We start from the raw sequence: 23,169 nt of genomic DNA, 5'->3' as shown, positions 1-23,169 counted from the left end.
ACTGGCTGCAACCTGCGCGCGGTACTTCGCTGAGCACCAGAGCACCATCACATCGCCGGGATATCGCCCCTAGCCCAGCCCTCGGAAATTTCCGCTGCCCGCGCCTCGAACGCGCCGGCTTCGATGGCGGCACGAATGTCCTGCATCAGCTTCTGGTAGTAGGAAAGATTGTTCCAGGTCAGCAGCATCGCTCCCAGCGCCTCTTGCGAGCGGACCAGATGGTGCAGGTAGGCGCGTGAATAATCTCTGGCAGCCGGGCAGTCGCTCTCCTCGTCCAACGGGCGCGGATCGTCGGCATGGCGGGCGTTGCGCAGATTGACCTTGCCGCGCCTTGTATAGGCGAGGCCATGGCGGCCGGCGCGTGTCGGCATCACGCAATCGAACATGTCGATGCCGCGCGCCACCGATTTCAATATGTCGTCGGGCGTGCCGACACCCATCAGATAGCGCGGCCTGCCCGCCGGCAGCTCCGGGCAGGTGATGTCGAGCATTTCGAGCATCACCGCTTGCGGCTCGCCGACCGCCAGCCCGCCGATCGCGTAGCCCTTGAGGTCCATCGCTTTCAGCGCCTGCGCCGAGCGCAGCCGCAGGGCCGCTATGTCGCCGCCCTGGACGATGCCAAACATCGCCTTGCCCTGCTGGTCGCCAAACGCCGTCCTGCAACGCTCGGCCCAGCGCAGCGAGAGCTCCATCGCCCGCTCGATCTCCTTCTCCATGGCCGGCAGCGCGGTGCATTCGTCGAGCTGCATCTGGATGTCGGCGCCGAGCAGTCCCTGGATTTCGATCGAGCGCTCGGGCGACATCTCATAGGCGGCGCCGTCGATATGGGAGCGGAAGGTGACGCCCTTTTCGGTCAGTTTCCTCAGCTTCGACAGCGACATCACCTGGAAGCCGCCGCTGTCGGTCAGGATTGGGTGCGGCCAGCGGGCGAATTCATGCAGACCGCCAAGCCGCGCCACACGCTCGGCGCCCGGCCGCAGCATCAGATGATAGGTGTTGCCAAGGATAATGTCCGAGCCGACGCCGCGCACCTGATCCATATACATGGTCTTGACCGTGCCGCCGGTGCCGACCGGCATGAAGGCCGGCGTACGGATTTCTCCGCGCGGCATGGTGATGGAGCCGCGCCGCGCTTTGCCGTCGGTCGCCAGCACCTTGAAGGTGAACGCTTTATTCATTGAATTCCTTGTTCTATACCGGGCGCGCGTCCATCGTTCTCCTGCTTGAGCAGCAGACTTGCATCTCCGTAGGAGTAGAACCTGTAGCGGTTCTCGATGGCATGCGCATAGGCCGCACGCATCGTTTCCAGACCGCAAAACGCCGAAACCAGCATGAACAGCGTCGAGCGCGGCAGATGGAAATTGGTCATCAGCATGTCGGCGGCCTTGAAGCGATAGCCGGGCGTGATGAAGATATCGGTCGGACCCGACCATCCGGCCAATGTGCCGTCCTCCCGCGTGGCGCTCTCCAGCAGGCGCAGCGACGTCGTACCGACGGCGATGATGCGCCCACCGCGCGCCTTCGCCGCGTTGAGCGCCGCGGCGGTTTCCGGGCTGACAGAACCGATCTCGGCATGCATCTTGTGGTCGGCGGTGTCGTCGACTTTCACCGGCAGGAACGTGCCGGCGCCGACATGCATGGTGACGAAGCGCCGCTCGACGCCCTTGGCATCGAGAGCGGCGAAAAGCTCGGGCGTGAAATGCAGGCCGGCAGTGGGTGCCGCCACAGCCCCCTCCTCCCTGGCATAGATGGTCTGGTAGTCCTTGCGGTCGCGTTCGTCGTCGTCGCGCTTCGAAGCGATGTAAGGCGGCAGCGGAATGTGGCCGACGGCGTGCAGCGCCTCATCGAGAAACGGACCTGAGAGGTCAAAACCGAGCAAAGCCTCGCCGGCCTCGCCCTTCGCGATCACCGTGGCATCAAGCTGGCCGAGAAAGCAGGAATTGGCGTCATGGCCAAAATGGATGCGGTCGCCGACGGCGATGCGCTTGCCCGGCCGCATGAAAGCCAGCCAGCGGTCGGGAGCCACCCGCATGTGCAGCGTGGCTTCGACCTGCGCCGCTGCTTCGCCGCGCCGCCTGATGCCTTTCAGCTGCGCCGGGATGACCTTGGTATCGTTGAAGACCAGCACGTCACCGGTCTCGAGCAGGGACGGCAGCTCGCGCACCGTCCGGTCCTCAAGTCCCTCACCCGGTCTGACAACCAGCATTTTGGCGCTGTCGCGCGGTTCCGCCGGTCGAAGCGCGATGCGCTCCTCCGGCAGATCAAAGTCGAATAGATCGACGCGCAAGAAAACCCCGCCTCAAAATTCCGGGCAGGTCACCGCCCAGGCGCCAACACCGTCGATGCTCAGCGTGCCGCCCATTGCGAAATTGGACTGTTCGCTGGCCTTGACCAGTCGCAATTTGGCTACGATCGAGCTGATGCCCTCATTGGTGAGATCGATCGCCATCTGCTGGTCGTCCTCGAATGCCTGTCCGACGATGACTTTCGTCGAACCCGGCTGACCGTCGGTGGTCCAGTTCCTGCCGCCGGCATCAAGCCATACGCGCGCAACCGCGATGACGGCAGTGTGCCCCATCAGGACGTCGATCGATGCCGCGTTGCCCTCAGCGCTGCAAACAATCGATTCTGTCGCCAGCGCCGGAGTAGCCGCCGCGACAAGCATCAGAGTGATCGCCGCGACAGCTCGGTAGGTCATTTTACGTCGGCCGCCACCTTCAGCGACACGATCTTGTCAGGATCCGGCACCGGCTCGCCGCGCTTGATCTTGTCGACATTGTCCATGCCTTCGATGACCTGGCCCCAGACCGTGTATTGGCGGTTGAGGAAGGCGGCATCGTCGAAGCAGATGAAGAACTGCGAGTTGGCCGAGTTCGGGTTCTGCGAGCGCGCCATCGAGCAGGTGCCGCGGCCGTGATTGGCGTTGGAGAACTCCGCCTTCAGGTCGGGCTTGTCGGAGCCGCCCGTGCCGGCGCGCGACGGTGCGAAAGAGGGCTTGCTGGAATTGCCGAATTTCACGTCGCCGGTCTGCGCCATGAAGCCGTCGATGACGCGGTGGAACACCACGCCGTCATAAGCGCCTTCGCGCGCCAGTTCCTTGATACGGCCGACATGGCCGGGTGCCAGATCGGGAAACAGTTCGATGACGACCTTGCCCTTGGTCGTTTCCATGATGAGCGCGTTCTCGCGGTCCTTGATCTCGGCCATGTCAGAATATCCTTTGAAACAAATGGGTTTACTTGCCGTCGGCGGCGATGCGCACCTTGATCATGCGATCGGGATCGGTGACGACCCCGTTCTGCGCCGCGTCGCCTTTCTTGATCTTGTCCACCAACTCCATGCCGTTCTCGACATTGCCGACGATGGTGTACTGGCCATCGAGCGGCGGCGCCGGCGCGAACATGATGAAGAACTGCGAATTGGCGGAATCCGGGTCCTGCGAGCGGGCCATCCCGACCACGCCGCGCTGATAGCGCTCGGTCTGAGAGAATTCGGCCGGCAGGTCGGGAAGATCGGAACCGCCGGTGCCGACAGCATCGGCGCTGAAGCCGTTCTTCATGTTGCCGAACTTCACGTCGCCGGTCTGCGCCATGAAGCCGTCGATGACACGGTGGAAAGCGACGTTGTCATAAGCGCCTTGGCGCACCAGCTTCTTGATCTGCTCGACATGCTTCGGCGCGAGATCGGGCCTGAGCGCGACGGTCACGTCGCCGTCCTTCAGCGTGATGACCATGGTGTTTTCCGGATCGGCGGCGAACGCCGAAACGGATGCGGTCACAAGACCGAAAAGAACGACAAAGCAGATGGCGAGCCTTTTGAGCTGCATGGATCTTTCTCCGAAAACCTTTGTTTCACGCATGTCGTTGCCCCAAAACCGGGTTCCACGTTGGGCGACATGCATTATTTCGCAAACTTGGCGGTGAGTGCGCCAGCCACAGCCGCCGGCACGAAGGCGCGGACGTCGCCGCCCATCGAGGCTATCTGACGGACAAGTGTGGCGGTAATGGTTCGCACCGAAGGGCTGGCGGGCAGAAAAACCGTCTGCAGTTCAGGCGCCATGGTCTCGTTCATACCGGCCATCTGCATCTCGTAGTCGAGATCGGTGCCGTCGCGCAGACCGCGGATCATGATCGAGGCGCCCTGCTTCCTGGCAGCGTCGATGACCAGCCCGTCGAAAGCCACGATTTTGATGCGCGCGCCGTCGCGGCCGAATTCGGCCTTCGTCGCAGCTTCGATGAGGCCGACCCGTTCCTCGAAAGAAAACAGCGGCTTCTTGCCGGGATGAATGCCGATCGCCGCATAGACGGTGTCCGCCACGGCCAGCGACGCCTTCAGCACGTCGAGATGGCCGTTGGTCGGCGGGTCGAAGGAGCCGGCATAAAGGGCGATGCGTTCGGTCATGGCAGGTGCTTCTAGCGAGCCTCTCTCGCAAAGGCAAATCCGATCGGCGAGCCGCCAATCCATGTCGCCGCAAAAGCCTGCCCTTGGGCCTGACTCAGGGCCCGACCCGAGGTGCACAGCCGTTTGGAACAACGGCATGCACCCAAAACAGGACTTCAAAGCGCATCGCCTGAGCCACGGTAATCGCGATGCGCTTTGAGTGAACCTTTTGGCCGAGATGAACGACCAATGAATGGGCCGATCACGAAGGCTTCACGCAGCGTTCATTAGATTGCAGCTTCAGAAGATGAAACCAAAACCCCATTTGATCGTTGCTAGGTGCAGGAGAACACGCACATGCTGATCTACATGCTCGCCACCGCAATGACCGTCGCCATGCTCATCGCCACCGTATTCGGGCTGCATCAGGAAGCAGAGCGCGTCCGCGCCAAGTCCAATGCCAAGCGGTTCGGAGGCTTCGGTATCCACAAGCCTTCACGCCACTTCTAGACCGGTCGCCGCCTGTTAACGGCGCCGGTCCATCGGGCCGGCATCGCCCATCAAGACCTACTCGGCGTTCAAGACCTACTCGGCGTTATTGTCCGGGCCAGCGCCTTCAGTACCGGTATCCAGAGTTGCGTCGCCCTCGACACTCTCTTCGGCTTCCTCGTCCGACTGCGGTTCCGTTATCCGCTCCACCGAAACGACCTTCTCGCCGTCAGCAGTGTTGAAGATGGTCACGCCCTTGGTGGCGCGGCTGGCGAAGCGAATTCCGTTGACCGGCACGCGGATGACGGTGCCTCCATCCGAGACGAGCATGATCTGGTCGTCATTGCCGACCGGGAAAGTCGCGACCAGACGGCCGATCTCAGCCACTTTCGACACATCGGTGGCGCGGATGCCCTTGCCGCCGCGCCCTATCTGGCGGAAATCATAGGAAGACGAGCGCTTGCCGTAGCCATATTCCGTCACCGTCAGCACGAACTGCTCGTGTGCCTTGAGGAATTCGTAGCGCTCGTCGGAAAGCTCCGTCTCCTCGCCGACCTCCTCATTGGTGAGCTGGAAGTCTTCGTCCTCGCCCGCCGCAATGCCGGCGGCGAGCCGCCGTTCGGCCGCCACCCGCTTGAGATAAGCCGCGCGTTCGGCCGGCGACGCATCGACATGTTCGATCACCGCCATCGAGATCACCCGGTCGCTGGCAGCCATGGCGATGCCGCGCACGCCGACCGAGTTGCGGCTCTGGAAAACGCGCACGTCGCTGACCGAGAAGCGTATGCACTGGCCGGAGCTTGCGGTCAGCAGCACGTCATCATTGTCGGTGCAGGTCTCGACGCCGAGTATCTCGTCGCCCTCCTCTTCCAGCTTCATGGCGATCTTGCCGTTGCGGTTAACCTGGACGAAATCCGACAGCTTGTTGCGGCGCACCGTGCCGCGCGTCGTGGCGAACATCACGTCGAGTTCGCCCCAGCTGGTCTCGTCCTCGGGCAGCGGCATGATCGTGGTGATGCGTTCGCCCTGCTCCAGCGGCAGCATGTTGATCAGCGCCTTGCCGCGCGACTGCGGGTTGCCGATCGGCAGGCGCCACACCTTTTCCTTGTAGACGATGCCGCGCGAGGAGAAAAACAGCACCGGCGTGTGCGTGTTGGCGACAAACAGCCGGGTGACGAAATCCTCTTCCTTGGTCGACATGCCGGAGCGGCCTTTGCCGCCGCGGCGCTGGGCCCGGTAGAGCGACAACGGCACACGCTTGATGTAGCCGGAATGGCTGACCGTCACGACCATGTCCTCGCGCTGGATCAGGTCCTCGTCTTCCATATCCGCCCCGCCATCGGACAGCTCGGTGCGGCGCGGCGTGCCGAACTCGTCGCGCACGGCGGCAAGCTCGTCCTTGACGATCTGCTGAATGCGGGCGCGCGACGACAGGATGTCCAGGTAATCCTTGATCTCGTCGCCGATCGTGTTCAACTCGTCGGCGATCTCGTCGCGGCCGAGCGCTGTCAGCCGCTGCAGGCGCAGTTCGAGGATGGCGCGCGCCTGTTCCTCGGACAGATTGTAGGTGCCGTCCTCGTTGATGCGGTGGCGCGGATCGTCGATCAGCAGGATCAGCGATTCGACGTCGCCCGAGGGCCAGCGCCGCTCCATCAACTGCTCGCGCGCCGTCTGCGGATCCGGCGCGCTGCGGATCAGCTTTATCACCTCGTCGATGTTGGCGACGGCAATGGCAAGGCCGACCAGCACATGGGCACGGTCGCGCGCCTTGCGCAGCAGGAATTTCGTGCGCCGGCTGATCACGTCCTCGCGGAAGGCGACGAACGCCTTCAGCATGTCGGTCAGCGTCAGCAATTCCGGCTTGCCGCCGTTCAGCGCCACCATGTTGGCGCCGAACGACGTCTGCAGCGGCGTGAAACGGTAGAGTTGGTTGAGGATGACGTCGGCGACCGCGTCGCGCTTCAGTTCGATGACGACACGGTAGCCCTGGCGATCACTCTCGTCGCGGATGTCGGAAATGCCTTCGATACGCTTGTCGCGCACCAGCTCGGCCATCTTCTCGATCATCGACGACTTGTTCACCTGGTAGGGAACCTCGGTGATGACGATCGATTCACGGTCGTTGCCGCGCGCCTCGACGTTGACGCGGCCGCGCATGACGATAGAGCCGCGGCCGGTCGAATAGGCGCTGTAGATGCCGGAACGGCCGAGCACGATGCCGCCGGTCGGGAAATCCGGCCCTGGAATGATCTCCATCAGCGCCGGCAGATCGATCGCCGGATGGTCGATGAGGGCAATGGCGCCGTTGCAGACCTCGCCCAGGTTGTGCGGCGGGATGTTGGTGGCCATGCCGACGGCGATACCGCCGGAGCCGTTGACCAACAGGTTCGGAAAGCGCGCCGGCAGGACTTTCGGCTCGCTGCCGGACGCATCATAAGTGTCCTGGAAATCGACGGTGTCCTTGTCGATGTCTTCCAGCAACTCATGCGCGACCTTGGTCAGCCTCGATTCGGTGTAACGCATCGCCGCCGGCGGATCGCCGTCGATCGAGCCGAAATTGCCCTGCCCGTCGATCAGCGGCACGCGCAGCGACCAGTCCTGCGCCATCCGCACCAAGGCGTCGTAGATCGAGGCGTCGCCATGCGGATGGTATTTACCCATCACGTCGGCCACCGGGCGCGCCGACTTCACATATTTGCGGTTCCAGTGGTAGCCGCTCTCATGGGCAGCGTAGAGGATGCGGCGATGCACCGGCTTCAACCCGTCGCGCACGTCGGGCAGCGCACGGCTGACAATCACGCTCATCGCGTAATCGAGATAGGAGCGCTGCATCTCCTCGATGATGGATATCGGCTCGATGCCGGTGGGCCCGCCGTCGGCGCCGCGCGGTGTCTTCTGGTCGGTCAAATCAGGTCACAATCAAATCGGGAATCACTCGGTGCTTATATAGGAAGCCGGGGCGAAACTCCAACGTCCGCGGCAGTTTTCCAGTGTCGGTTTTTGTGGTGATTTCAAAAGGATATCACTGATTGCGACGATATGGCCGAGGCGCTTTCGTGGCCGCCGGGGCAAAGCTCATTGGCAGGCCGATTTTTTGCTTCACAAGCCGGAACCACGGATGCGTTCGGCAATTTATCGCCTCGCCGCCGGAGCCGGTAGGCACCGGGCGCCTCCCCCATCACGCGGCGGAAACGGCGGTTGAAGGTCGACAAATCGTTGAACCCGGCTTCGAAGGCGATCGTCGAGATCGCCTCGTCCGACATGCGCAGCCGCACCGCCGCCCTGTGCAGCCGGGTTTTCAGCACGAACTGGTACGGCGTCATGCCCGCGACATGCCGGAAGCTGCGCAGGAAATGGTAAGGACTGGTCGCCGTTTCGCTTGCAAGCTCGGCGAGCGAGACCGGGCTTTCGGCATCCTTTTCGATGCGCCGCACCGCCTCCGCGACGCGTTTCTGATCGCGGCGGCTCGGTGACCGGGCAGCGGGCGTGAGACCGGAGGCGACGGCTGCGCCGGCAATCCGCAGTCCGAGTTCCTCGAACGCCTCGATCTCGGCCATTTCGCGCGCGGCTTCCGCCTCGGCCAGCAGCCGTGCCAGCGTCGGCAAGGGCGGCAGAAGCGGCGTCTCGAAGGCCAGCTTCTTCGCGCCCGGCGTGTCGGCGACGATCTGTTCCATATAGGCCGGGCTGAAATGATAGGACATGCAGCGGTCGCCGGCGCCATGCTCGTGCCCACACTCGTAGCAAGTGCGGGGGTTGCCGAGCAGAATTGCGCCCGGCGTCAGCATCGCCGTGCCTTGGCGTGCGCGGTAGCGGAAGGTGCCGTTGGTCACCACCGCGACACAGAAGGTGCGATGCTCTTCCTCGAACGGGCGATCAGCGACGCCGGCAGTGCAGACCACATCCGACACCCGCCAGCCTTTTCCGGACGCCAGTGTATGCACGCTCGTCGTCATGGCCGAAAGATAGCAATTTTTCCCAAGCGCAAGAAGACTGCCAGGGCCTATTCTTCCCGGTCTCCTGACAATGTGAGCAGAAAACCATGTTCAATTCATCCTCCTTTGCCGAAGCCCTGCACAGTGACGGGCCAGCCGCAGGCCTTGCCGAAAAACTGAACCTTTACGGCCGCTTCGTCGGCGCCTGGACGTTCGATGCCACGCGCCATCTCGAAGACGGCCAGGTGCTGACCGGACGCGGCGAGGTGCATTTCGGCTGGGTGCTCGAGGGCCGCGCGATCCAGGACGTATGGATCTTGCCCGTGCGGAACAGTGGCGCACAGAGCTCGCTCGGCAAATGGACCTTTTATGGCACGACACTGCGCGTCTATGACCCCGGCGTCGACGCCTGGCATATCATCTGGAGCGATCCGCGCACCCAGTATTACAGCCGCCAGCTCGGCCGCGCCGAGGGCGACACCATCGTCCAGCAAGGCGCCGACGGCACCGGCGCCTCGGTGCGCTGGAGCTTTTCTCGGATCACCGAAAATTCGTTCCGCTGGCTAGGGGAACGCTCTCAGGACGATGGCGCGACCTGGCGGCTCGAAGTCGAGTTCCTGGCGCGGCGCGTCGCCAGCGCCTGACCTGCACGGTTCCCCCTGACGCCGCTTTGCTCTACCAATGCTGGGGTCTCGGGCACCGCCCGGCGGGGAGGGTCAGAGATGCCGAGCTTCGACAGCCTGTTCAACGCCTTCGTCACCATTCTGGTGACCATCGACCCGCCTGGCCTGGCGCCGCTCTTCCTCGCCGTGACGCGCGGCATGAACCGCGAGGAGCGTAACCAGGTTTCCGTGCGTGCCTCGATCATCGCTTTCCTGGTGATGGCGCTGTTTGCAATCGCCGGCGCATCGATCCTGTCGGTGTTCGGCATCACGCTGCCGGCGTTCCGCGTCGCCGGCGGGTTCCTGCTGTTCTTCATCGCCTTCGAAATGGTGTTCGAGCGCCGGCAGGACCGCAAGGAGAAGATCGGCGACGTCGCCATCACCAAGGACATGATCCACAACATCGCCGCCTTTCCGCTGGCGATCCCGCTGATCGCCGGTCCGGGCGCAATTTCAGCGACAGTCCTGCTGTCCGGCTCGTTTCCAGGTTTGGGCGCGCAGGCAGCCCTTGTCGGCATCATCGCGATCTGCCTTGTCATCACCTATCTGGTGTTCGTGCTGGCCGAACGCATCGACCGCATCCTTGGCCAGACCGGCCGCTCGATCCTGACCCGGCTGCTCGGTGTCATCCTGGCGGCGCTTGCCGTGCAGTTCGTCGCCGACGGCGTCAAGGCGCTGATGGCGGCATGAAAATGAAAGCCGCCTCGCGCTTGATTGCCGAGGCCGTCATTTTCGTTGTCCATCTCGCGCAACGCCACTGGACGCTATCCTACTTCGCCGTCGTATCAATAACTTCGAAGTCGTGGGTGATCTCGGCGGTCTTGGCCATCATTGCCGAGGCCGAGCAGTATTTTTCGATCGACAGGTCGATCGCCCGCCTGACCTTGTCATGCGAAAGCGCGCGGCCCTTGACGATGAAATGCATATGGATGCGGGTGAACACCCGCGGCTCCTTCTCCGCCCGGTCGGCGTCGAGTTCAACCACGCAGTCTTCGACCGCCTCGCGGCCCTTTTCGAGAATGTGGACGACATCATAGGCCGAGCAGCCGCCAGTGCCGAGCAGCACCAGTTCCATCGGGCTCGGCCCCGGCGTCTTGCCGTCCGGTCCGAACGCGGTTCCCAGCACCACCTTGTGACCGCTGCCGGACTCGCCGACGAAAGTGCGCTCCTCGACCCATTTGACCCGTGCTTTCACCTGATACGTCCTTTCACCGCACACCGCTCAAACGCACAACGTCCCGAAAATCCAAGACAGATTTTCGGGACGCCAATGCGTGGCCTCAAATAGCTGGCTGTCAGCTCGCGCAGAGCCGCTCGCTCCAAGCGATCAGAACGGAATTTCGTCGTCGAGTTCGCGCGACGAACCGCCGCCACCCTTGTTGCCGCCGCCGCCGCGATTGAGACTCTCGCCCGGGCCGGACTGGCCGAAATCGGAACCGCGGCTGCTGCCGCCACCGGCATAGCTGCCGACCTGACCGCCCTCGCCCTGCCCGCGTGCGTCGAGCATCTGCAGTTCCCCACGGAATTTCTGCAGCACGATTTCGGTCGTGTAGCGGTCATTGCCGGTCTGGTCCTGCCATTTGCGCGTCTGCAACTGGCCCTCGACATAAACCTTGGCACCCTTCTTCAGATACTGCTCGGCGACCTTGGCGAGTTGCTCGTTGAAGATCACGACATTGTGCCACTCGGTCTTTTCCTTGCGCTCGCCGGAAGTCTTGTCGCGCCAGCTTTCCGACGTGGCGACGCGGATATTGACGACCGGCTCACCCGAATTCAAACGGCGGATTTCCGGGTCCGCTCCGAGATTGCCCACCAGAATGACCTTGTTGACGCTACCCGCCATGATACTTCTCCGCGCTCATCCGAAACAAATTTTCTCGCTCTCACCTTATAGACTGCGGACATTCCCCGCCTGCCGTGGCTGGCTTTTCCCACAAGGTTTTTGTTCTCTTTTCGTTCTATAACCATCAATCCGTTTTGTCAAGGAATGTCAGCAATCGATGGGTTCCGCCGTACCGTTCCATATGGGCGCGAAAAGACTGCTTGCCAATTCAATAAGCGTAGACTTATGCTTCCGGCATGATCGAAGCCGAGATTTTTCGAGCGCTTGCCGACCCGACGCGCCGCGCCGTCTACGAACGGCTCGCCGCCGGCGAGATGACGGTATCGGAACTGCGCAGCGGCCTGAGCGTGTCGCAACCGGCCGTGTCGCAGCATCTCGCAGTGCTGCGCGGCGCCGGCCTGGTGGCCGAGCGGCGAGCCGGCCGCAACGCCTATTATCGCGCCGATCCGCAAGGGCTTGACCCACTGCTCGGCTGGATCGAGCGCTACCGTGCGTTCTGGCCCGAGCGTATCGAACGGCTCAAGGCGGTTTTGAAGGATATGGACCAATGACGGCAAAACAGCATTCAGACATGACCGCAGATTCAATCGAGTTCGAGTGCGAGCTTCCAGAGCCGCCGGAAAAAGTGTGGCGGGCGCTCACTGTGCCGGACCTGCTCGCGGCCTGGATGATGCCGAACGACATCAAGCCGGAGATCGGCGGCCGCTTTGCCTTTGCCAGGCCGGATGCACCGATCGAGTGCGAAATCCTGGACGCCGAGCCCGAACGCCTGCTGCGTTACTCCTGGCGGGAGCGGCCGGCGCCTGGCAATATAGCGGATCCGCTCACCAGGCCGCTGGACAGTATCGTCACCTTCACGCTCGACCGCACTGTGTCGGGCGGCACCCATCTGCACATCGTCCACAACGGATTTGCGCGAGTAGCCACGCCTGCAATTGCCGGCGCCGGTTGCAGGCTTTCGCTCAACGCACACAGCCCCAGACAGACCATAGCCGCAAACACGCCTCGCCTCTCCCTGCGCGCGGCCTGAGCAGCACAACGGAGAAAAAGCGATGAGCGGTTTTGCCAATCTGGTGCCGATGGTGATCGAGCAGTCGAGCCGCGGCGAACGCGCCTTCGACATTTTTTCGCGGCTGCTGCGCGAGCGCATCGTCTTCATCAACGGTCCGATCGACGACAATGTGTCGGCGCTGGTCTGTGCCCAACTCCTGTCGCTGGAATCCGACAATCCCGATAAGGAGATTTCCCTCTACATCAATTCGCCGGGCGGCGTGGTGACCAGCGGTTTCGCCATCTACGACACGATGCAGTATATAAGCAGTCCGGTATCCACCGTCTGCATGGGCTTTGCCGCCTCGATGGCCTCGTTCCTGCTGATGGCCGGCACACCGGGGCGACGCATCGCGCTGCCCAACGCCAGCATCCTGCTGCACCAGCCGTCAGGCGGTTTCCAGGGCCAGGCCTCCGATATCCAGCGCCACGCCCAAGGCATCCTCAGGACCAAGCGGCGCATGACCGAGCTTTACGCGCACCACTGTGGTCGCACGTTCGAAGAAGTCGAACGCACGCTCGACCGCGATCATTTCATGACCGCCGCGGAGGCAAAGACATGGGGCCTTGTCGACCATGTTTTTGACACGCGCAAACAGGCGGCTTGAAAGCGCCAAAGAGCGAAAGCCGCCAAGCCGTTCGGCCAGTTTGATCGCCACCGGTCTGGCTTCGGCCAGAGTGCGGCGATACAGTCCGCCGATGTCTGAGATCTCACGCATTTGCTTGAACCGGCTGATTATCGGTATCGCCGTCGCGGCGATGACCTCCGGCGCGGCGTTCGCCGAAGACAGTTCACCGCCTTCGCAGAACGGCACGCTGCCCGGTGTGACCAACGACTATCGCATCGCCAAGCCGGTGCCGAACCCGACGAGGCCGTGTCCAGCAACGGCCAGTTCAAGATCGGCGATACCGATGTCAGGATTTCCGGCAGCATAACCTTCGATGTCGGCGCGGGCTCGATGAAGGCCCCCCGGTGATAGGACACCTCCATCGGCCTTCATCGCTGCGGCTCTGAAACGAACAGCCCCGCCGCTGCTTCCGCAAACGGTCGGGGCTTTTTTGGATCTGAAATCCAAACTTGCCGGGAGTACACTGCCGGCTTTTGATTTCGGATGCTTCGCGGCATTCAGCCGACGATCCGACTAGTAGTCTCTGATTTTAATGGGATCGGCAGGTCACGGTTTGTCGGGCGGCGCAAAACGCCTAGCCCTGGCACTTATGCCTGCCGCGGCTCCAGCGACACGTGGAGCCTCAAGGGACTGTCCGGTGGAGTCATTCCTTTGCTCTCCTTTTCTGTCCATTGCGACTGGTGTCGTCCGAAGCGCATATCGCAAAGCCTGCGGCGTCTCGCAGGCCGCCTTGGGGCAGCGAGGCCATCGAAAGACGGTCGGCTTCGGTTGACGTTTGGAGTCTGCCCCCCTGAGTCCGAGACGTCAACAGTTGGATAGCCGATTTACCAAAAACGTGATCGCTTGTGTGGCGAATCGGAACTTTGCATCCGTTTTGAGCAGCGCGACGTCGGCTGTGGATTACATGAACGCATTTGTCAGGAGCGTGTTCGGCCTTTGTTCTTTCCGCTTGCTCGCCCGCGCGAAAGACGGTTAAAGGCTTGGTCGAGAGTTCTCTCGAAACGGTGGCGAAATTACCTACATAGGGGATGGCCGGGACAACCCGCCATCCCACGAGATTCCAGATCTGAGGCGGCGACCGGCGATGGCCGACCATAAATATCTTTCCATTCGCGGGGCGCGCGAACACAATCTGAAGAATGTCGATCTCGACCTGCCGCGTGACAGCCTGATCGTCATGACCGGGCTGTCGGGGTCAGGCAAGTCGTCGCTCGCCTTCGACACCATCTATGCCGAGGGCCAGCGCCGCTACGTCGAGAGCCTGTCGGCCTATGCGCGGCAGTTCCTCGAAATGATGCAGAAGCCTGATGTCGACCAGATCGACGGCTTGTCGCCGGCCATCTCCATCGAGCAGAAGACCACGTCGAAGAACCCGCGCTCGACGGTTGGCACCGTCACCGAGATCTACGACTACATGCGGCTGCTGTTCGCGCGCGTCGGCATCCCCTATTCGCCGGCCACCGGCCTGCCGATCGAGAGCCAGACGGTGTCGCAGATGGTCGACCGCGTGCTGGCGGTCGAGGAAGGCACGCGTCTGTTCATCCTGGCGCCGATGGTGCGAGGCCGCAAAGGCGAATACCGCAAGGAACTGCTGGAGCTGCAGAAAAACGGTTTTCAGCGCGTCAAGGTCGACGGTGTCTTTTACGAAATCGCCGACGTGCCGGCGCTGGACAAGAAGTACAAGCATGACCTCGACGTCGTCGTCGACCGCATCGTCGTGCGCGGCGATCTGGCGACGCGGCTTGCCGATTCCATCGAGACCGCGCTGAAGCTCGCCGACGGGCTGGCGGTGGCCGAATTCGCCGACCGGCCGCTCGACGCCAGCCAGACCGGCGAGGATTCGGTCAACAAGTCGAAGAACGAGACGCATGAGCGCATCCTGTTCTCTGAAAAATTCGCCTGCCCGGTGTCCGGCTTCACCATTCCCGAAATCGAGCCCAGGCTGTTCTCCTTCAACAACCCGTTCGGCGCCTGCCCGACCTGCGACGGCCTCGGCAGCCAGCGCGCCATCGACGCCAGCCTGATCGTGCCCGACGACAATCTGTCGCTGCGCGCCGGCGCCGTCAGCCCATGGGCGAAATCGACCTCGCCCTATTACGTGCAGACGCTCGAGGCGCTGGGCAAGGCTTATGGCTTCAAGCTCGGCGACAAGTTCCGCGACCTGAGCGATGAGGCAAAGCAAGCCATCCTGCACGGCACCGGCGAGCGCGAGGTCACTTTCCAGTACGATGACGGGCTGCGCTCCTACCAGACGACAAAGACCTTCGAAGGCGTGATCCCCAATCTCGAACGGCGGTGGAAGGAAACCGAATCCGCCTGGATGCGCGAGGAGATCGAGCGCTTCATGTCGGCCACGCCTTGCCCGGCCTGCCGCGGCTACCGGCTGAAGCCGGAAGCGCTGGCGGTGAAGATTGCCGGCAAGCACATCGGCGAGGTCACCGAGCTTTCGATCCGCAAGGCCGACCAATGGTTCACCGAGCTGCCCGCCGCACTCACCGACAAGCAGAACGAGATCGCGGTGCGCGTGCTCAAGGAAATCCGCGAGCGGCTGCGCTTCCTCAACGATGTCGGGCTCGACTACCTGACGCTGTCGCGCAATTCCGGCACGCTGTCGGGCGGCGAGAGCCAGCGCATTCGGCTGGCCTCGCAGATCGGCTCCGGCCTCACCGGCGTGCTCTATGTGCTGGACGAGCCGTCGATCGGCCTGCANTCGGCTGGCCTCGCAGATCGGCTCCGGCCTCACCGGCGTGCTCTATGTGCTGGACGAGCCGTCGATCGGCCTGCACCAGCGCGACAATGCGCGCCTGCTCGACACGCTGAAGCATTTGCGCGACATCGGCAACACGGTGATCGTCGTCGAGCATGACGAGGACGCCATCCTGCATGCCGACTATGTCGTCGATATCGGCCCGGCCGCCGGCATCCACGGCGGCCACATCATCGCGCAGGGAACGCCGCAGCAGATCATGGCCAGCCCCGCCTCGATCACCGGCAAATATCTGTCCGGCGAGCTCGAAGTGGCGACGCCGGCGGTGCGGCGCGAGGCCAAGAAGAACCGGCGCCTGAAGATCGTCGGCGCGCGCGGCAACAATCTGAAGAATGTTACCGCCGAAATCCCGCTCGGCACCTTCACCGCCGTCACCGGCGTCTCCGGCGGCGGCAAGTCGACCTTCCTGATCGAGACCTTGTTCAAGGCAGCGTCGCGCCGCATCATGGGTTCGCGCGAGCACCCGGCCGAGCACGACCGCATCGAGGGCCTCGAATTCCTCGACAAGGTCATCGATATCGACCAGTCGCCTATAGGGCGGACGCCGCGCTCCAATCCCGCCACCTATACCGGCGCCTTCACGCCGATCCGCGACTGGTTCGCCGGGCTGCCGGAGTCCAAGGCGCGCGGCTATCAGCCAGGCCGCTTCTCGTTCAACGTCAAGGGCGGCCGCTGCGAGGCCTGCCAGGGCGACGGCGTCATCAAGATCGAGATGCACTTTTTGCCCGACGTCTATGTCACCTGCGACGTCTGCCACGGTAAGCGCTACAACAGAGAGACGCTCGACGTCCTGTTCAAGGGCAAGTCGATTGCCGACGTGCTCGACATGACGGTCGAGGAAGGCGTCGATTTCTTCGCCGCCGTGCCCGGCGTGCGCGACAAGCTGGAGACGCTGAAGCAGGTCGGCCTCGGCTACATCCATGTCGGCCAGCAGGCGACGACTTTGTCGGGCGGCGAGGCGCAGCGCATCAAGCTGGCCAAGGAACTGTCGCGCAAGGCGACCGGCAAGACGCTCTACATCCTCGACGAGCCGACCACCGGCCTGCATTTCCACGACGTCGCCAAGCTCTTGGAAGTGCTGCACGAGCTGGTCGACCAGGGCAACACGGTGGTCGTCATCGAGCACAATCTCGAGGTGATTAAAACCGCAGACTGGGTGCTCGACCTCGGTCCCGAGGGCGGCGACGGCGGCGGCGAGTTGGTGGCCTCAGGCACGCCGGAGGATATCGTCCGCGAAAAACGCAGCTACACCGGCCAGTTCCTCAGGGAACTTTTGGAGCGGCGCCCCGGAGGCAAGCGCGAAGCGGCGGAGTGAGTGAAGACTGGCTGGCGTTTGGAAGAACCTTCAAATGAAGATCAGAAGAGCGCTTGCCGGTGATCCTGATGCTGTCGTCCGGCTGACGCAAGCCGTCTTTGCGCCCTACGCCCAATCCGCACCGGCTGACGCTTGTCGACATGGCTAAAGCTGTCGAGACGCTCGCTACGGTCTGATCCATTTCAACTCGGGAGGACGACCATGACTCAATCTGGAAAAATCCGCGCCGGCATGGGCGGCTGGACCTTCGAGCCCTGGGACAAGTCTTTCTACCCGGACAAGTTGTCCAAGGCGAAGCAACTGCACTATGCAACCCGGCAGGTGCCAAGCATCGAGGTCAACGGCACCTACTATTCGAGTTTCAAGGAGCCGACCTTCGTCAAATGGGCAAACGAAGCGCCGGACGGTTTTGTCTATTCGCTGAAGGGCAACCGTTTCGTCACCAACCGCCGCGTGCTCGGTGAAGCCGGCGAGTCGATGACGCGTTTCCTGGGTTCGGGCGTCGCCGCGCTCGGCGACAAGCTCGGGCCGATCCTGTGGCAGTTCGCGCCAACCAAAAAATTCGACCCGGACGATTTCGAGGCTTTCCTCAAGCTGTTGCCTGAGAAGCAGGACGGCGTTGCGCTGCGCCATGCGGTCGAGGTGCGCAACGACAGCTTCGTCGTGCCGGAATTCGCCGCCCTGGCGCGCCAATACAAGGTCGCGATCGTCTATGCCGACCACGCCAAATATCCAGCAATAGCCGACGTCACCGGCGATTTCATCTATGCCCGGCTGCAGACCGGCAGCGACGACAATCCCGACTGCTACACGCCAAAGACGCTCGACGAATGGGCGGCGCGGGCAAAGACCTGGGCCCAGGGCAAGGCGCCGGCCGACCTGCCGCGTGCCGATCCCTCAACCGAAGCGCCGCTCAAACCGCGTGATGTGTTCGTCTACTTCATCACCGAAGGCAAGGCCCGCGCGCCGTTCGGCGCCATGGCGCTGATGAACCGCGTCACAGGCTGACGTTGGCGGCACATCGCGTCCACCCCTTCGGTCATGCCGCAACCACGACTTCGTTGTAGGCATCGAGATCGACGAAGAACACCTTGGTGAGCTCCGCGATCAGTTCGTCGTGGTCGTATCCTTGCGATTTCAGAATATCGACGGCGGTCATGATGTCGACGCGCTCGGTAAGCCGTCGTTTGTGGTGGTCCTCGACGTAACGTTCCATCGGCTGCCCTGGCCCAAGTGCCCCAAATGCGTTTGAACAACGATCAGATCGCAGGAAGGGGCTGCTTGCACGGAACGTGCCGGCTGAGCCTGCGCCTGATCTGTCGACGTGACTGATACGGAAAGCGGCCGACTCAACAAGGCCAAGTAAAGCCTAGCACGCAATCTTCAGCGCGCCAGAGTTGCACACGGTGTCGTTGAAGAAAAACTGAGCAGATCTCGCGACTTCGTCATCCTTGGGCGCAGCGACGCGAAGCGGAGCGAAGACCCAAGGATCCATGCCGTAACTTCAGAGCGTCGCCACGGGGCAGAATCCAGGATACTGTACGCTGGAAAACGGCTTCTGTTCTTGACCGCTGCACTCTTTGGCTGACTGCACGGCATGGATCCTGGGGTCTGCGCCGCGTCGCTTTGCTCCTTGCTTCGCCCCAGGATGACGACGGGATGAACCCTACACCGTAAGAAATTTCCTCACATCCGCCCGGTCGAGATCCTCGGCCGGGCCGGTGTGGACGATCAGGCCGCGGTCCATGATGTTGACCTCGTCGGCCAGTTCCCGGCAGAAATCGAGATACTGTTCGACCAGCAGCACGGCGATATCGGCCTGGTCGCGCAGATAGCGGATGGCGCGGCCGATATCCTTGATGATCGACGGCTGGATGCCTTCGGTCGGCTCGTCGAGCACCAGCAGTTTCGGCCGCATCACCAGTGCCCTGCCAATGGCAAGCTGCTGCTGCTGGCCGCCGGAAAGGTCGCCGCCGCGGCGCGCGAGCATCTGCTTCAGCACCGGGAACAATTCGAAGACGTGGCCGGGAATGTTGCGGTCGGCGCGCTTCAATGGCGCAAAGCCCGATTCGAGGTTTTCCCGCACTGTGAGCAGCGGGAAGATCTCCCTGCCCTGCGGCACGAATGCGATGCCCGACCGGGCGCGATCATACGCCGCGCTCCGGTCGAGCGCCTTCCCCTCGAAGGCAACGCTTCCGCTCGTCAGCCGGTGGTGGCCGACGATCGATCTCATCAAACTGGTTTTGCCGACGCCGTTGCGGCCGAGCACGCAGGTGATCTTGCCGGCGCCGGCCTTCAGCGAGACGCCACGCAACGCCTGGGCGGCGCCGTAGTGCAGCGTGGCGTTGGAGACTTCGAGCATGGTCAGCGCCTTCTCCAGCGCTTGAAGAACGAAAGATCGAAATGATGGAACGGAACGCGCCAGACCATGATCATCTCCCCAGATAGACTTCGACGACACGTTCGTCGGCCGAAACGAAATCGAGCGAGCCTTCGGACAGCACCGAGCCTTCGTGCAGGCAGGTGACCTTGACGCCGAGCTCGCGCACGAAGTGCATGTCGTGCTCGACGACGATGACCGAGTGGTCGCGGGCAATATCCCTAAGCAGCCGCGCGGTCTCCTCGGTCTCGGCGTCGGTCATGCCGGCGACCGGTTCGTCGACCAAAAGCAGCTTCGGATCCTGCGCCAACAGCATGCCGATCTCGAGCCATTGCTTCTGGCCGTGGCTGAGATTGGCGGCAAGCTCGTCGCGCTTGTCACCGAGCCGGATGATGCCGAGGATGCCGTCGATCCGCCGCGCCTCCGCCGCCGATCGGCGATGGAACAGTGCCGGGAAGATCGAGCGTGGGCCCTTCAGCGCCAGCATCAGGTTGTCCTCGATCGTGTGGCTTTCGAACACCGTCGGCTTCTGGAATTTCCTGCCGACGCCCATCATGGCGATCTCGGCCTCGTCATGTTTCGTCAGGTCGACCTGCCCGTCGAAGTAAACCTCGCCCGAGTCGGGGCGCGTCTTGCCGGTGACGATGTCCATCATCGTGGTCTTGCCGGCGCCGTTCGGACCGATGATCGCCCGCATCTCGCCCTTATCGAGCACCAGCGACAAATTGTTGATGGCGCGAAAGCCGTCGAAGGAAACCGAGACGCCGTCGAGATAAAGGATGGTGTTGCTCTTCGGCATCGCTCACTCCGCCGGCTGCGGTTCGGGGCCGGATGCGGACCAGTCGCCCGGCGTTCTCGCAGCCGAGCGAACGATCTTCGGCGGTGGCGGGACGGCAGGATCGGTGCCGGCCTCCCCAATGATCGGGTCGGCGATCGAGGCTGCCCGCAGCGCCCTGGCATTGCCGCGCCAGGAATCCCACATGCCGACGATGCCCTTGGGCAGGAACAGCGTGACGGCGACGAACAGTCCGCCCAGCGCAAACAGCCAGAACGCCGGCAGCACGCCGGTGAACCAGGATTTGCCGGCATTGACCACGAGCGCGCCGATGATCGGCCCGACGATGGTGCCGCGCCCGCCGACGGCCGCCCATACCACGACCTCGATCGAATTGGACGGCTCGAACTCGCCTGGATTGATGATGCCGACCTGCGGCACGTAGAGCGCCCCGGCAATGCCGGCCATGACAGCCGACACGGTGAAGGCGAACAGTTTGACGTTTTCCGCCCGCCAGCCGAGAAAGCGCGTGCGGCTCTCGGCGTCGCGCACCGCCATCAGCAGCTTGCCGTATTTGGAACCGACGATCGCCCAGGTGACGAAGACGGCGAGGGCCAGCGTGACGGCGCTGGCCGCGAACAATGCCGAGCGTGTCGCATCCGCCTGCACGTTGTAGCCGAGAATATCCTTGAAGTCGGTCAGGCCGTTGTTGCCGCCGAAACCCATGTCGTTGCGGAAAAAAGCAAGCAGCAGCGCATAGGTCATCGCCTGGGTGATGATCGACAGATAGACGCCGGTGACGCGGCTGCGGAAGGCGAACCAGCCGAAGACGAAGGCGAGCAGGCCAGGCACCGCAAGAACCATGATCGCGGCAAACCAGAATTGGTCGAAACCGTACCAGAACCACGGCAATTCCTCATAATTCAGGAACACCATGAAGTCCGGCAGCAGCGGATTGCCGTAGACGCCGCGCGAGCCGATCTGGCGCATCAGATACATGCCCATCGCATAGCCGCCGAGCGCGAAGAAGGCGCCGTGGCCGAGCGAAAGGATGCCGCAATAGCCCCAGACGAGATCGAGCGCCAGGGCGAGCAGCGCATAGCAGAGATACTTGCCGGTGAGCGCGACGACATAGGACGGCACGTAGAACGCACTCGTCGGCGAAACCGCAAGATTGAGCAGCGGCACGATGATGGCGACCGCCAAAAGGATGAAGATCGTGATGGCGATGCGGCGGTCGGCGCCGGCGGCGAAGAAGCGTCCGGTGATCATGCTTCCACCGACCTGCCTTTCAGCGCGAACAGGCCGCGCGGGCGTTTCTGGATGAACAGGATGATGAGGACGAGCACGACGATCTTGCCGAGGACCGCCCCAGCATAGGGTTCGAGGAACTTGTTGACGATGCCGAGCGAGAAGGCGCCGACCAGCGTGCCCCAGAGATTGCCGACGCCGCCGAAGACGACGACCATGAAGCTGTCGATGATGTAGCCGCGGCCGAGATTGGGCGAGACATTGTCGATCTGGCTGAGCGCCACACCGGCGATGCCGGCAATGCCGGATCCCAAGGCAAAGGTAAGCGCGTCGACCCACGGCGTCCTGATGCCCATCGAAGCGGCCATGCGGCGATTGGCGGTGACGGCGCGCATCTGCAGGCCCCAGGGGGTGCGCTTCATCACATAAAGCAGCACCGCGAACACGCCGAGCGCGAATACCAGTATCCAGAGCCGGTTCCAGGTCACCGCAAGCTGGCCGATATAGAACGAACCCGACATCCACGACGGATTGCCGACCTCCTGGTTGGTCGGCCCGAAGATGGTGCGCACGGCCTGCTGCAGGATCAGCGAGACGCCCCATGTCGCCAGCAGCGTCTCCAGCGGCCGGCCGTAGAGAAAACGGATCACGCCCCGCTCGATGACGAGGCCGACGAGCGCCGCGACCGAGAAGGCGAGCGGCAGCGCGATAACCAGCGACCAGTCGAACAGGCCGGGAAAGGAGGTTCGGATCACCTCCTGCACGACAAAGGTCGTGTAGGCGCCGAGCATCACCATTTCGCCATGCGCCATGTTGATGACGCCCATGACGCCAAAGGTGATGGCGAGGCCGATCGCCGCCAGCAGCAGCACCGATCCGAGCGAAATGCCGTACCAGATGTTCTGGCCCGCATCCCACAGCGCCAGCGTCGAATTGATGTTGGCGATCGCCGCCGTCGCCGCGTCCTTGACCGCGCCTTCGGAATTGGCCTCGACGGCGGTGAGCAGGGACAGGGCGTTGCGATCGCCGCGCCCGCCAATCAGGGCGACCGCCGCCAGTTTGTCGGTCTCCGGCCTGTCGGACACCAGAACCGATGCGGCGCGGGCCTGTTCGAGCAGCGCTTTGACGCTTGCCACGCTCTCGCTGGCGATTGCGGCATCGAGCGGCTCGATGTTTGTCGCGTCGGGCGTCCTGAACATGGTGTCGGCGGCGGCAATGCGCGCGGCCGGATTTTTTGCGCCGAGCGTCAGCGTGCCCAGCGCATCGCGGATGGCGCGGCGCAGCGTGTTGTTGACCTTGATCTTGGTGATCTCGCTTTTGGCCGCGTCACCGGATTTTTCACCGCTCAGCGGGTCGAGCAGCTCAACGCTGCCGCCAGCTGCCTTGCCGATGAAAACCAGCGAATCGGCCTTGCGGACGTAAAGATCGCCCTCGGCAAGCGCGCCAAGCGGACGTTCGACGGCAGTATCACCGGTGGCCGCCAGCTCGCGAACGACAGCTTCGGTGGCCGAGAAATTCGAGGCAGTGGCAAATTTGGCAATGATGGCGCGCAGATCCGCTTCGGCAGCGTTCGACGGCGACAGCATCCCCAGGAGGAGCAGCAGCGTCAGGCCGATCGCGCGGGTGAGGATCATCGATTTCTGCGATTCTTGAGGGTTGAAACTTCGCGTCCGGGCGAACTGGAGGAGAGGACGAG

Annotated in this window: 23 protein-coding genes and 1 pseudogene; 9 read left to right on the top strand and 15 right to left on the bottom strand. The window is 63.0% G+C overall.

The features are described from left to right. Positions 1-47 precede the first annotated feature (47 nt). From tgt to coaD, 6 genes are all read right to left on the bottom strand, one after another. Positions 48-1,178 (bottom strand): tRNA guanosine(34) transglycosylase Tgt, encoded by a 1,131-nt coding sequence (tgt, locus tag X738_RS67005; RefSeq protein WP_023801174.1) that lies wholly within the window; start codon positions 1,176-1,178, stop codon positions 48-50. Beyond that, the gene (gene queA, locus X738_RS67000; protein WP_023801173.1) at positions 1,175-2,287 is read right to left on the bottom strand and encodes a tRNA preQ1(34) S-adenosylmethionine ribosyltransferase-isomerase QueA; all 1,113 of its coding nucleotides are present in this window, start codon (positions 2,285-2,287) and stop codon (positions 1,175-1,177) included. Before queA ends, tgt begins: the two co-directional genes overlap by 4 nt. Before the next feature lie 12 nt (positions 2,288-2,299). Beyond that, the gene (locus X738_RS66995) at positions 2,300-2,698 is read right to left on the bottom strand and encodes a hypothetical protein (protein ID WP_023801172.1); all 399 of its coding nucleotides are present in this window, start codon (positions 2,696-2,698) and stop codon (positions 2,300-2,302) included. Then, positions 2,695-3,207, bottom strand: a complete 513-nt coding sequence (locus tag X738_RS66990) for a peptidylprolyl isomerase (RefSeq protein ID WP_023801171.1) — start codon at positions 3,205-3,207, stop codon at positions 2,695-2,697. Before X738_RS66990 ends, X738_RS66995 begins: the two co-directional genes overlap by 4 nt. Before the next feature lie 28 nt (positions 3,208-3,235). Then, positions 3,236-3,826, bottom strand: a complete 591-nt coding sequence (locus X738_RS66985) for a peptidylprolyl isomerase (protein ID WP_023801170.1) — start codon at positions 3,824-3,826, stop codon at positions 3,236-3,238. A 74-nt stretch (positions 3,827-3,900) separates the two neighbouring features. Then, a complete protein-coding gene (gene coaD / locus X738_RS66980; protein ID WP_023801169.1) occupies positions 3,901-4,401 on the bottom strand; it encodes a pantetheine-phosphate adenylyltransferase in 501 nt (166 codons plus the stop codon). 336 nt (positions 4,402-4,737) lie between these two features. On the opposite strand from coaD, the gene X738_RS83050 reads away from it, so the two are divergent. After that, positions 4,738-4,890, top strand: coding sequence for a hypothetical protein (locus tag X738_RS83050; protein ID WP_023801168.1), 153 nt, complete (start codon positions 4,738-4,740; stop codon positions 4,888-4,890). A 75-nt stretch (positions 4,891-4,965) separates the two neighbouring features. On the opposite strand, the gene gyrA is transcribed toward X738_RS83050, so the two are convergent. Both gyrA and X738_RS66970 read right to left on the bottom strand, forming a co-directional pair. Further along, positions 4,966-7,776, bottom strand: a complete 2,811-nt coding sequence (gyrA, locus tag X738_RS66975; RefSeq protein ID WP_023801167.1) for a DNA gyrase subunit A — start codon at positions 7,774-7,776, stop codon at positions 4,966-4,968. A gap of 104 nt (positions 7,777-7,880) precedes the next feature. After that, complete coding sequence (locus tag X738_RS66970) at positions 7,881-8,822, bottom strand: AraC family transcriptional regulator (RefSeq protein ID WP_023801166.1); 942 nt, start codon at positions 8,820-8,822, stop codon at positions 7,881-7,883. 86 nt (positions 8,823-8,908) lie between these two features. Here X738_RS66970 and X738_RS66965 point away from each other — a divergent pair, with 86 nt between their 5' ends. Next, positions 8,909-9,445, top strand: coding sequence for a hypothetical protein (locus X738_RS66965; protein ID WP_023801165.1), 537 nt, complete (start codon positions 8,909-8,911; stop codon positions 9,443-9,445). A 78-nt stretch (positions 9,446-9,523) separates the two neighbouring features. Further along, entirely contained in the window at positions 9,524-10,153 is a 630-nt protein-coding gene (locus X738_RS66960) for a MarC family protein (RefSeq protein WP_023801164.1), read from the top strand. 79 nt (positions 10,154-10,232) lie between these two features. Here the strand turns inward: X738_RS66960 and X738_RS66955 are convergent, their stop codons facing one another. Together X738_RS66955 and X738_RS66950 are read right to left on the bottom strand one after the other, a co-directional pair. Then, entirely contained in the window at positions 10,233-10,658 is a 426-nt protein-coding gene (locus tag X738_RS66955) for an OsmC family protein (protein WP_023801163.1), read from the bottom strand. A 132-nt stretch (positions 10,659-10,790) separates the two neighbouring features. Continuing rightward, positions 10,791-11,306 (bottom strand): single-stranded DNA-binding protein, encoded by a 516-nt coding sequence (locus tag X738_RS66950; RefSeq protein WP_023801162.1) that lies wholly within the window; start codon positions 11,304-11,306, stop codon positions 10,791-10,793. 236 nt (positions 11,307-11,542) lie between these two features. Here X738_RS66950 and X738_RS66945 point away from each other — a divergent pair, with 236 nt between their 5' ends. The 6 genes and pseudogenes from X738_RS66945 to X738_RS66920 all read left to right on the top strand — a co-directional run bounded on the left by X738_RS66945 (position 11,543) and on the right by X738_RS66920 (position 18,075). Continuing rightward, a complete protein-coding gene (locus X738_RS66945; protein ID WP_023801161.1) occupies positions 11,543-11,857 on the top strand; it encodes an ArsR/SmtB family transcription factor in 315 nt (104 codons plus the stop codon). Continuing rightward, on the top strand, positions 11,854-12,336 hold the full coding sequence (locus X738_RS66940; protein WP_023801160.1) for an SRPBCC family protein: 483 nt from the start codon (positions 11,854-11,856) through the stop codon (positions 12,334-12,336). Before X738_RS66945 ends, X738_RS66940 begins: the two co-directional genes overlap by 4 nt. A 22-nt stretch (positions 12,337-12,358) precedes the next feature. Then, positions 12,359-12,964, top strand: a complete 606-nt coding sequence (locus tag X738_RS66935) for an ATP-dependent Clp protease proteolytic subunit (RefSeq protein WP_023801159.1) — start codon at positions 12,359-12,361, stop codon at positions 12,962-12,964. A gap of 91 nt (positions 12,965-13,055) precedes the next feature. Then, positions 13,056-13,292: a hypothetical protein gene (locus tag X738_RS66930; RefSeq protein WP_306454974.1), complete on the top strand. Its 237-nt coding sequence runs from the start codon at positions 13,056-13,058 to the stop codon at positions 13,290-13,292. 777 nt (positions 13,293-14,069) lie between these two features. After that, positions 14,070-17,067: pseudogene (locus X738_RS66925) on the top strand (excinuclease ABC subunit UvrA). Between the two features lie 201 nt (positions 17,068-17,268). After that, positions 17,269-18,075, top strand: coding sequence for a DUF72 domain-containing protein (locus X738_RS66920; protein ID WP_023801158.1), 807 nt, complete (start codon positions 17,269-17,271; stop codon positions 18,073-18,075). A 31-nt stretch (positions 18,076-18,106) separates the two neighbouring features. On the opposite strand, the gene X738_RS86220 is transcribed toward X738_RS66920, so the two are convergent. The 5 genes from X738_RS86220 to urtB all read right to left on the bottom strand — a co-directional run bounded on the left by X738_RS86220 (position 18,107) and on the right by urtB (position 23,107). Continuing rightward, entirely contained in the window at positions 18,107-18,283 is a 177-nt protein-coding gene (locus X738_RS86220) for a hypothetical protein (RefSeq protein WP_023801157.1), read from the bottom strand. A 450-nt stretch (positions 18,284-18,733) separates the two neighbouring features. Then, entirely contained in the window at positions 18,734-19,429 is a 696-nt protein-coding gene (urtE, locus tag X738_RS66915; protein WP_023801155.1) for an urea ABC transporter ATP-binding subunit UrtE, read from the bottom strand. Positions 19,430-19,499: 70 nt separating this feature from the next. Then, the gene (gene urtD / locus X738_RS66910; RefSeq protein ID WP_023801154.1) at positions 19,500-20,246 is read right to left on the bottom strand and encodes an urea ABC transporter ATP-binding protein UrtD; all 747 of its coding nucleotides are present in this window, start codon (positions 20,244-20,246) and stop codon (positions 19,500-19,502) included. Between the two features lie 3 nt (positions 20,247-20,249). Beyond that, the gene (gene urtC, locus X738_RS66905) at positions 20,250-21,494 is read right to left on the bottom strand and encodes an urea ABC transporter permease subunit UrtC (protein WP_023801153.1); all 1,245 of its coding nucleotides are present in this window, start codon (positions 21,492-21,494) and stop codon (positions 20,250-20,252) included. Further along, complete coding sequence (gene urtB / locus X738_RS66900; RefSeq protein ID WP_023801152.1) at positions 21,491-23,107, bottom strand: urea ABC transporter permease subunit UrtB; 1,617 nt, start codon at positions 23,105-23,107, stop codon at positions 21,491-21,493. Before urtB ends, urtC begins: the two co-directional genes overlap by 4 nt. Between the last annotated feature and the right edge of the window lie 62 nt (positions 23,108-23,169).

The organism is Mesorhizobium sp. L48C026A00, from assembly GCF_000502375.1.
In the GTDB taxonomy this organism is placed as follows: domain Bacteria; phylum Pseudomonadota; class Alphaproteobacteria; order Rhizobiales; family Rhizobiaceae; genus Mesorhizobium; species Mesorhizobium muleiense.
Note: the sequence above shows the minus strand (reverse complement) of the source record. Positions and strands in the feature narration are given on the sequence as shown.

Excerpts from the sequence above, each read along its gene's own strand:
- tgt (WP_023801174.1), bottom strand. The coding sequence starts at position 1,178 with ATGAATAAAGCGTTCACCTTCAAGGTGCTGGCGACCGACGGCAAAGCG.
- X738_RS66995 (WP_023801172.1), bottom strand. The coding sequence starts at position 2,698 with ATGACCTACCGAGCTGTCGCGGCGATCACTCTGATGCTTGTCGCGGCG.
- X738_RS66990 (WP_023801171.1), bottom strand. The coding sequence starts at position 3,207 with ATGGCCGAGATCAAGGACCGCGAGAACGCGCTCATCATGGAAACGACC.
- X738_RS66985 (WP_023801170.1), bottom strand. The coding sequence starts at position 3,826 with ATGCAGCTCAAAAGGCTCGCCATCTGCTTTGTCGTTCTTTTCGGTCTT.
- coaD (WP_023801169.1), bottom strand. The coding sequence starts at position 4,401 with ATGACCGAACGCATCGCCCTTTATGCCGGCTCCTTCGACCCGCCGACC.
- X738_RS83050 (WP_023801168.1), top strand. The coding sequence starts at position 4,738 with ATGCTGATCTACATGCTCGCCACCGCAATGACCGTCGCCATGCTCATC.
- X738_RS66970 (WP_023801166.1), bottom strand. The coding sequence starts at position 8,822 with ATGACGACGAGCGTGCATACACTGGCGTCCGGAAAAGGCTGGCGGGTG.
- X738_RS66965 (WP_023801165.1), top strand. The coding sequence starts at position 8,909 with ATGTTCAATTCATCCTCCTTTGCCGAAGCCCTGCACAGTGACGGGCCA.
- X738_RS66960 (WP_023801164.1), top strand. The coding sequence starts at position 9,524 with ATGCCGAGCTTCGACAGCCTGTTCAACGCCTTCGTCACCATTCTGGTG.
- X738_RS66950 (WP_023801162.1), bottom strand. The coding sequence starts at position 11,306 with ATGGCGGGTAGCGTCAACAAGGTCATTCTGGTGGGCAATCTCGGAGCG.
- X738_RS66945 (WP_023801161.1), top strand. The coding sequence starts at position 11,543 with ATGATCGAAGCCGAGATTTTTCGAGCGCTTGCCGACCCGACGCGCCGC.
- X738_RS66940 (WP_023801160.1), top strand. The coding sequence starts at position 11,854 with ATGACGGCAAAACAGCATTCAGACATGACCGCAGATTCAATCGAGTTC.
- X738_RS66935 (WP_023801159.1), top strand. The coding sequence starts at position 12,359 with ATGAGCGGTTTTGCCAATCTGGTGCCGATGGTGATCGAGCAGTCGAGC.
- X738_RS66930 (WP_306454974.1), top strand. The coding sequence starts at position 13,056 with ATGTCTGAGATCTCACGCATTTGCTTGAACCGGCTGATTATCGGTATC.
- X738_RS66920 (WP_023801158.1), top strand. The coding sequence starts at position 17,269 with ATGACTCAATCTGGAAAAATCCGCGCCGGCATGGGCGGCTGGACCTTC.
- X738_RS86220 (WP_023801157.1), bottom strand. The coding sequence starts at position 18,283 with ATGGAACGTTACGTCGAGGACCACCACAAACGACGGCTTACCGAGCGC.
- urtE (WP_023801155.1), bottom strand. The coding sequence starts at position 19,429 with ATGCTCGAAGTCTCCAACGCCACGCTGCACTACGGCGCCGCCCAGGCG.
- urtD (WP_023801154.1), bottom strand. The coding sequence starts at position 20,246 with ATGCCGAAGAGCAACACCATCCTTTATCTCGACGGCGTCTCGGTTTCC.
- urtC (WP_023801153.1), bottom strand. The coding sequence starts at position 21,494 with ATGATCACCGGACGCTTCTTCGCCGCCGGCGCCGACCGCCGCATCGCC.
- urtB (WP_023801152.1), bottom strand. The coding sequence starts at position 23,107 with ATGATCCTCACCCGCGCGATCGGCCTGACGCTGCTGCTCCTCCTGGGG.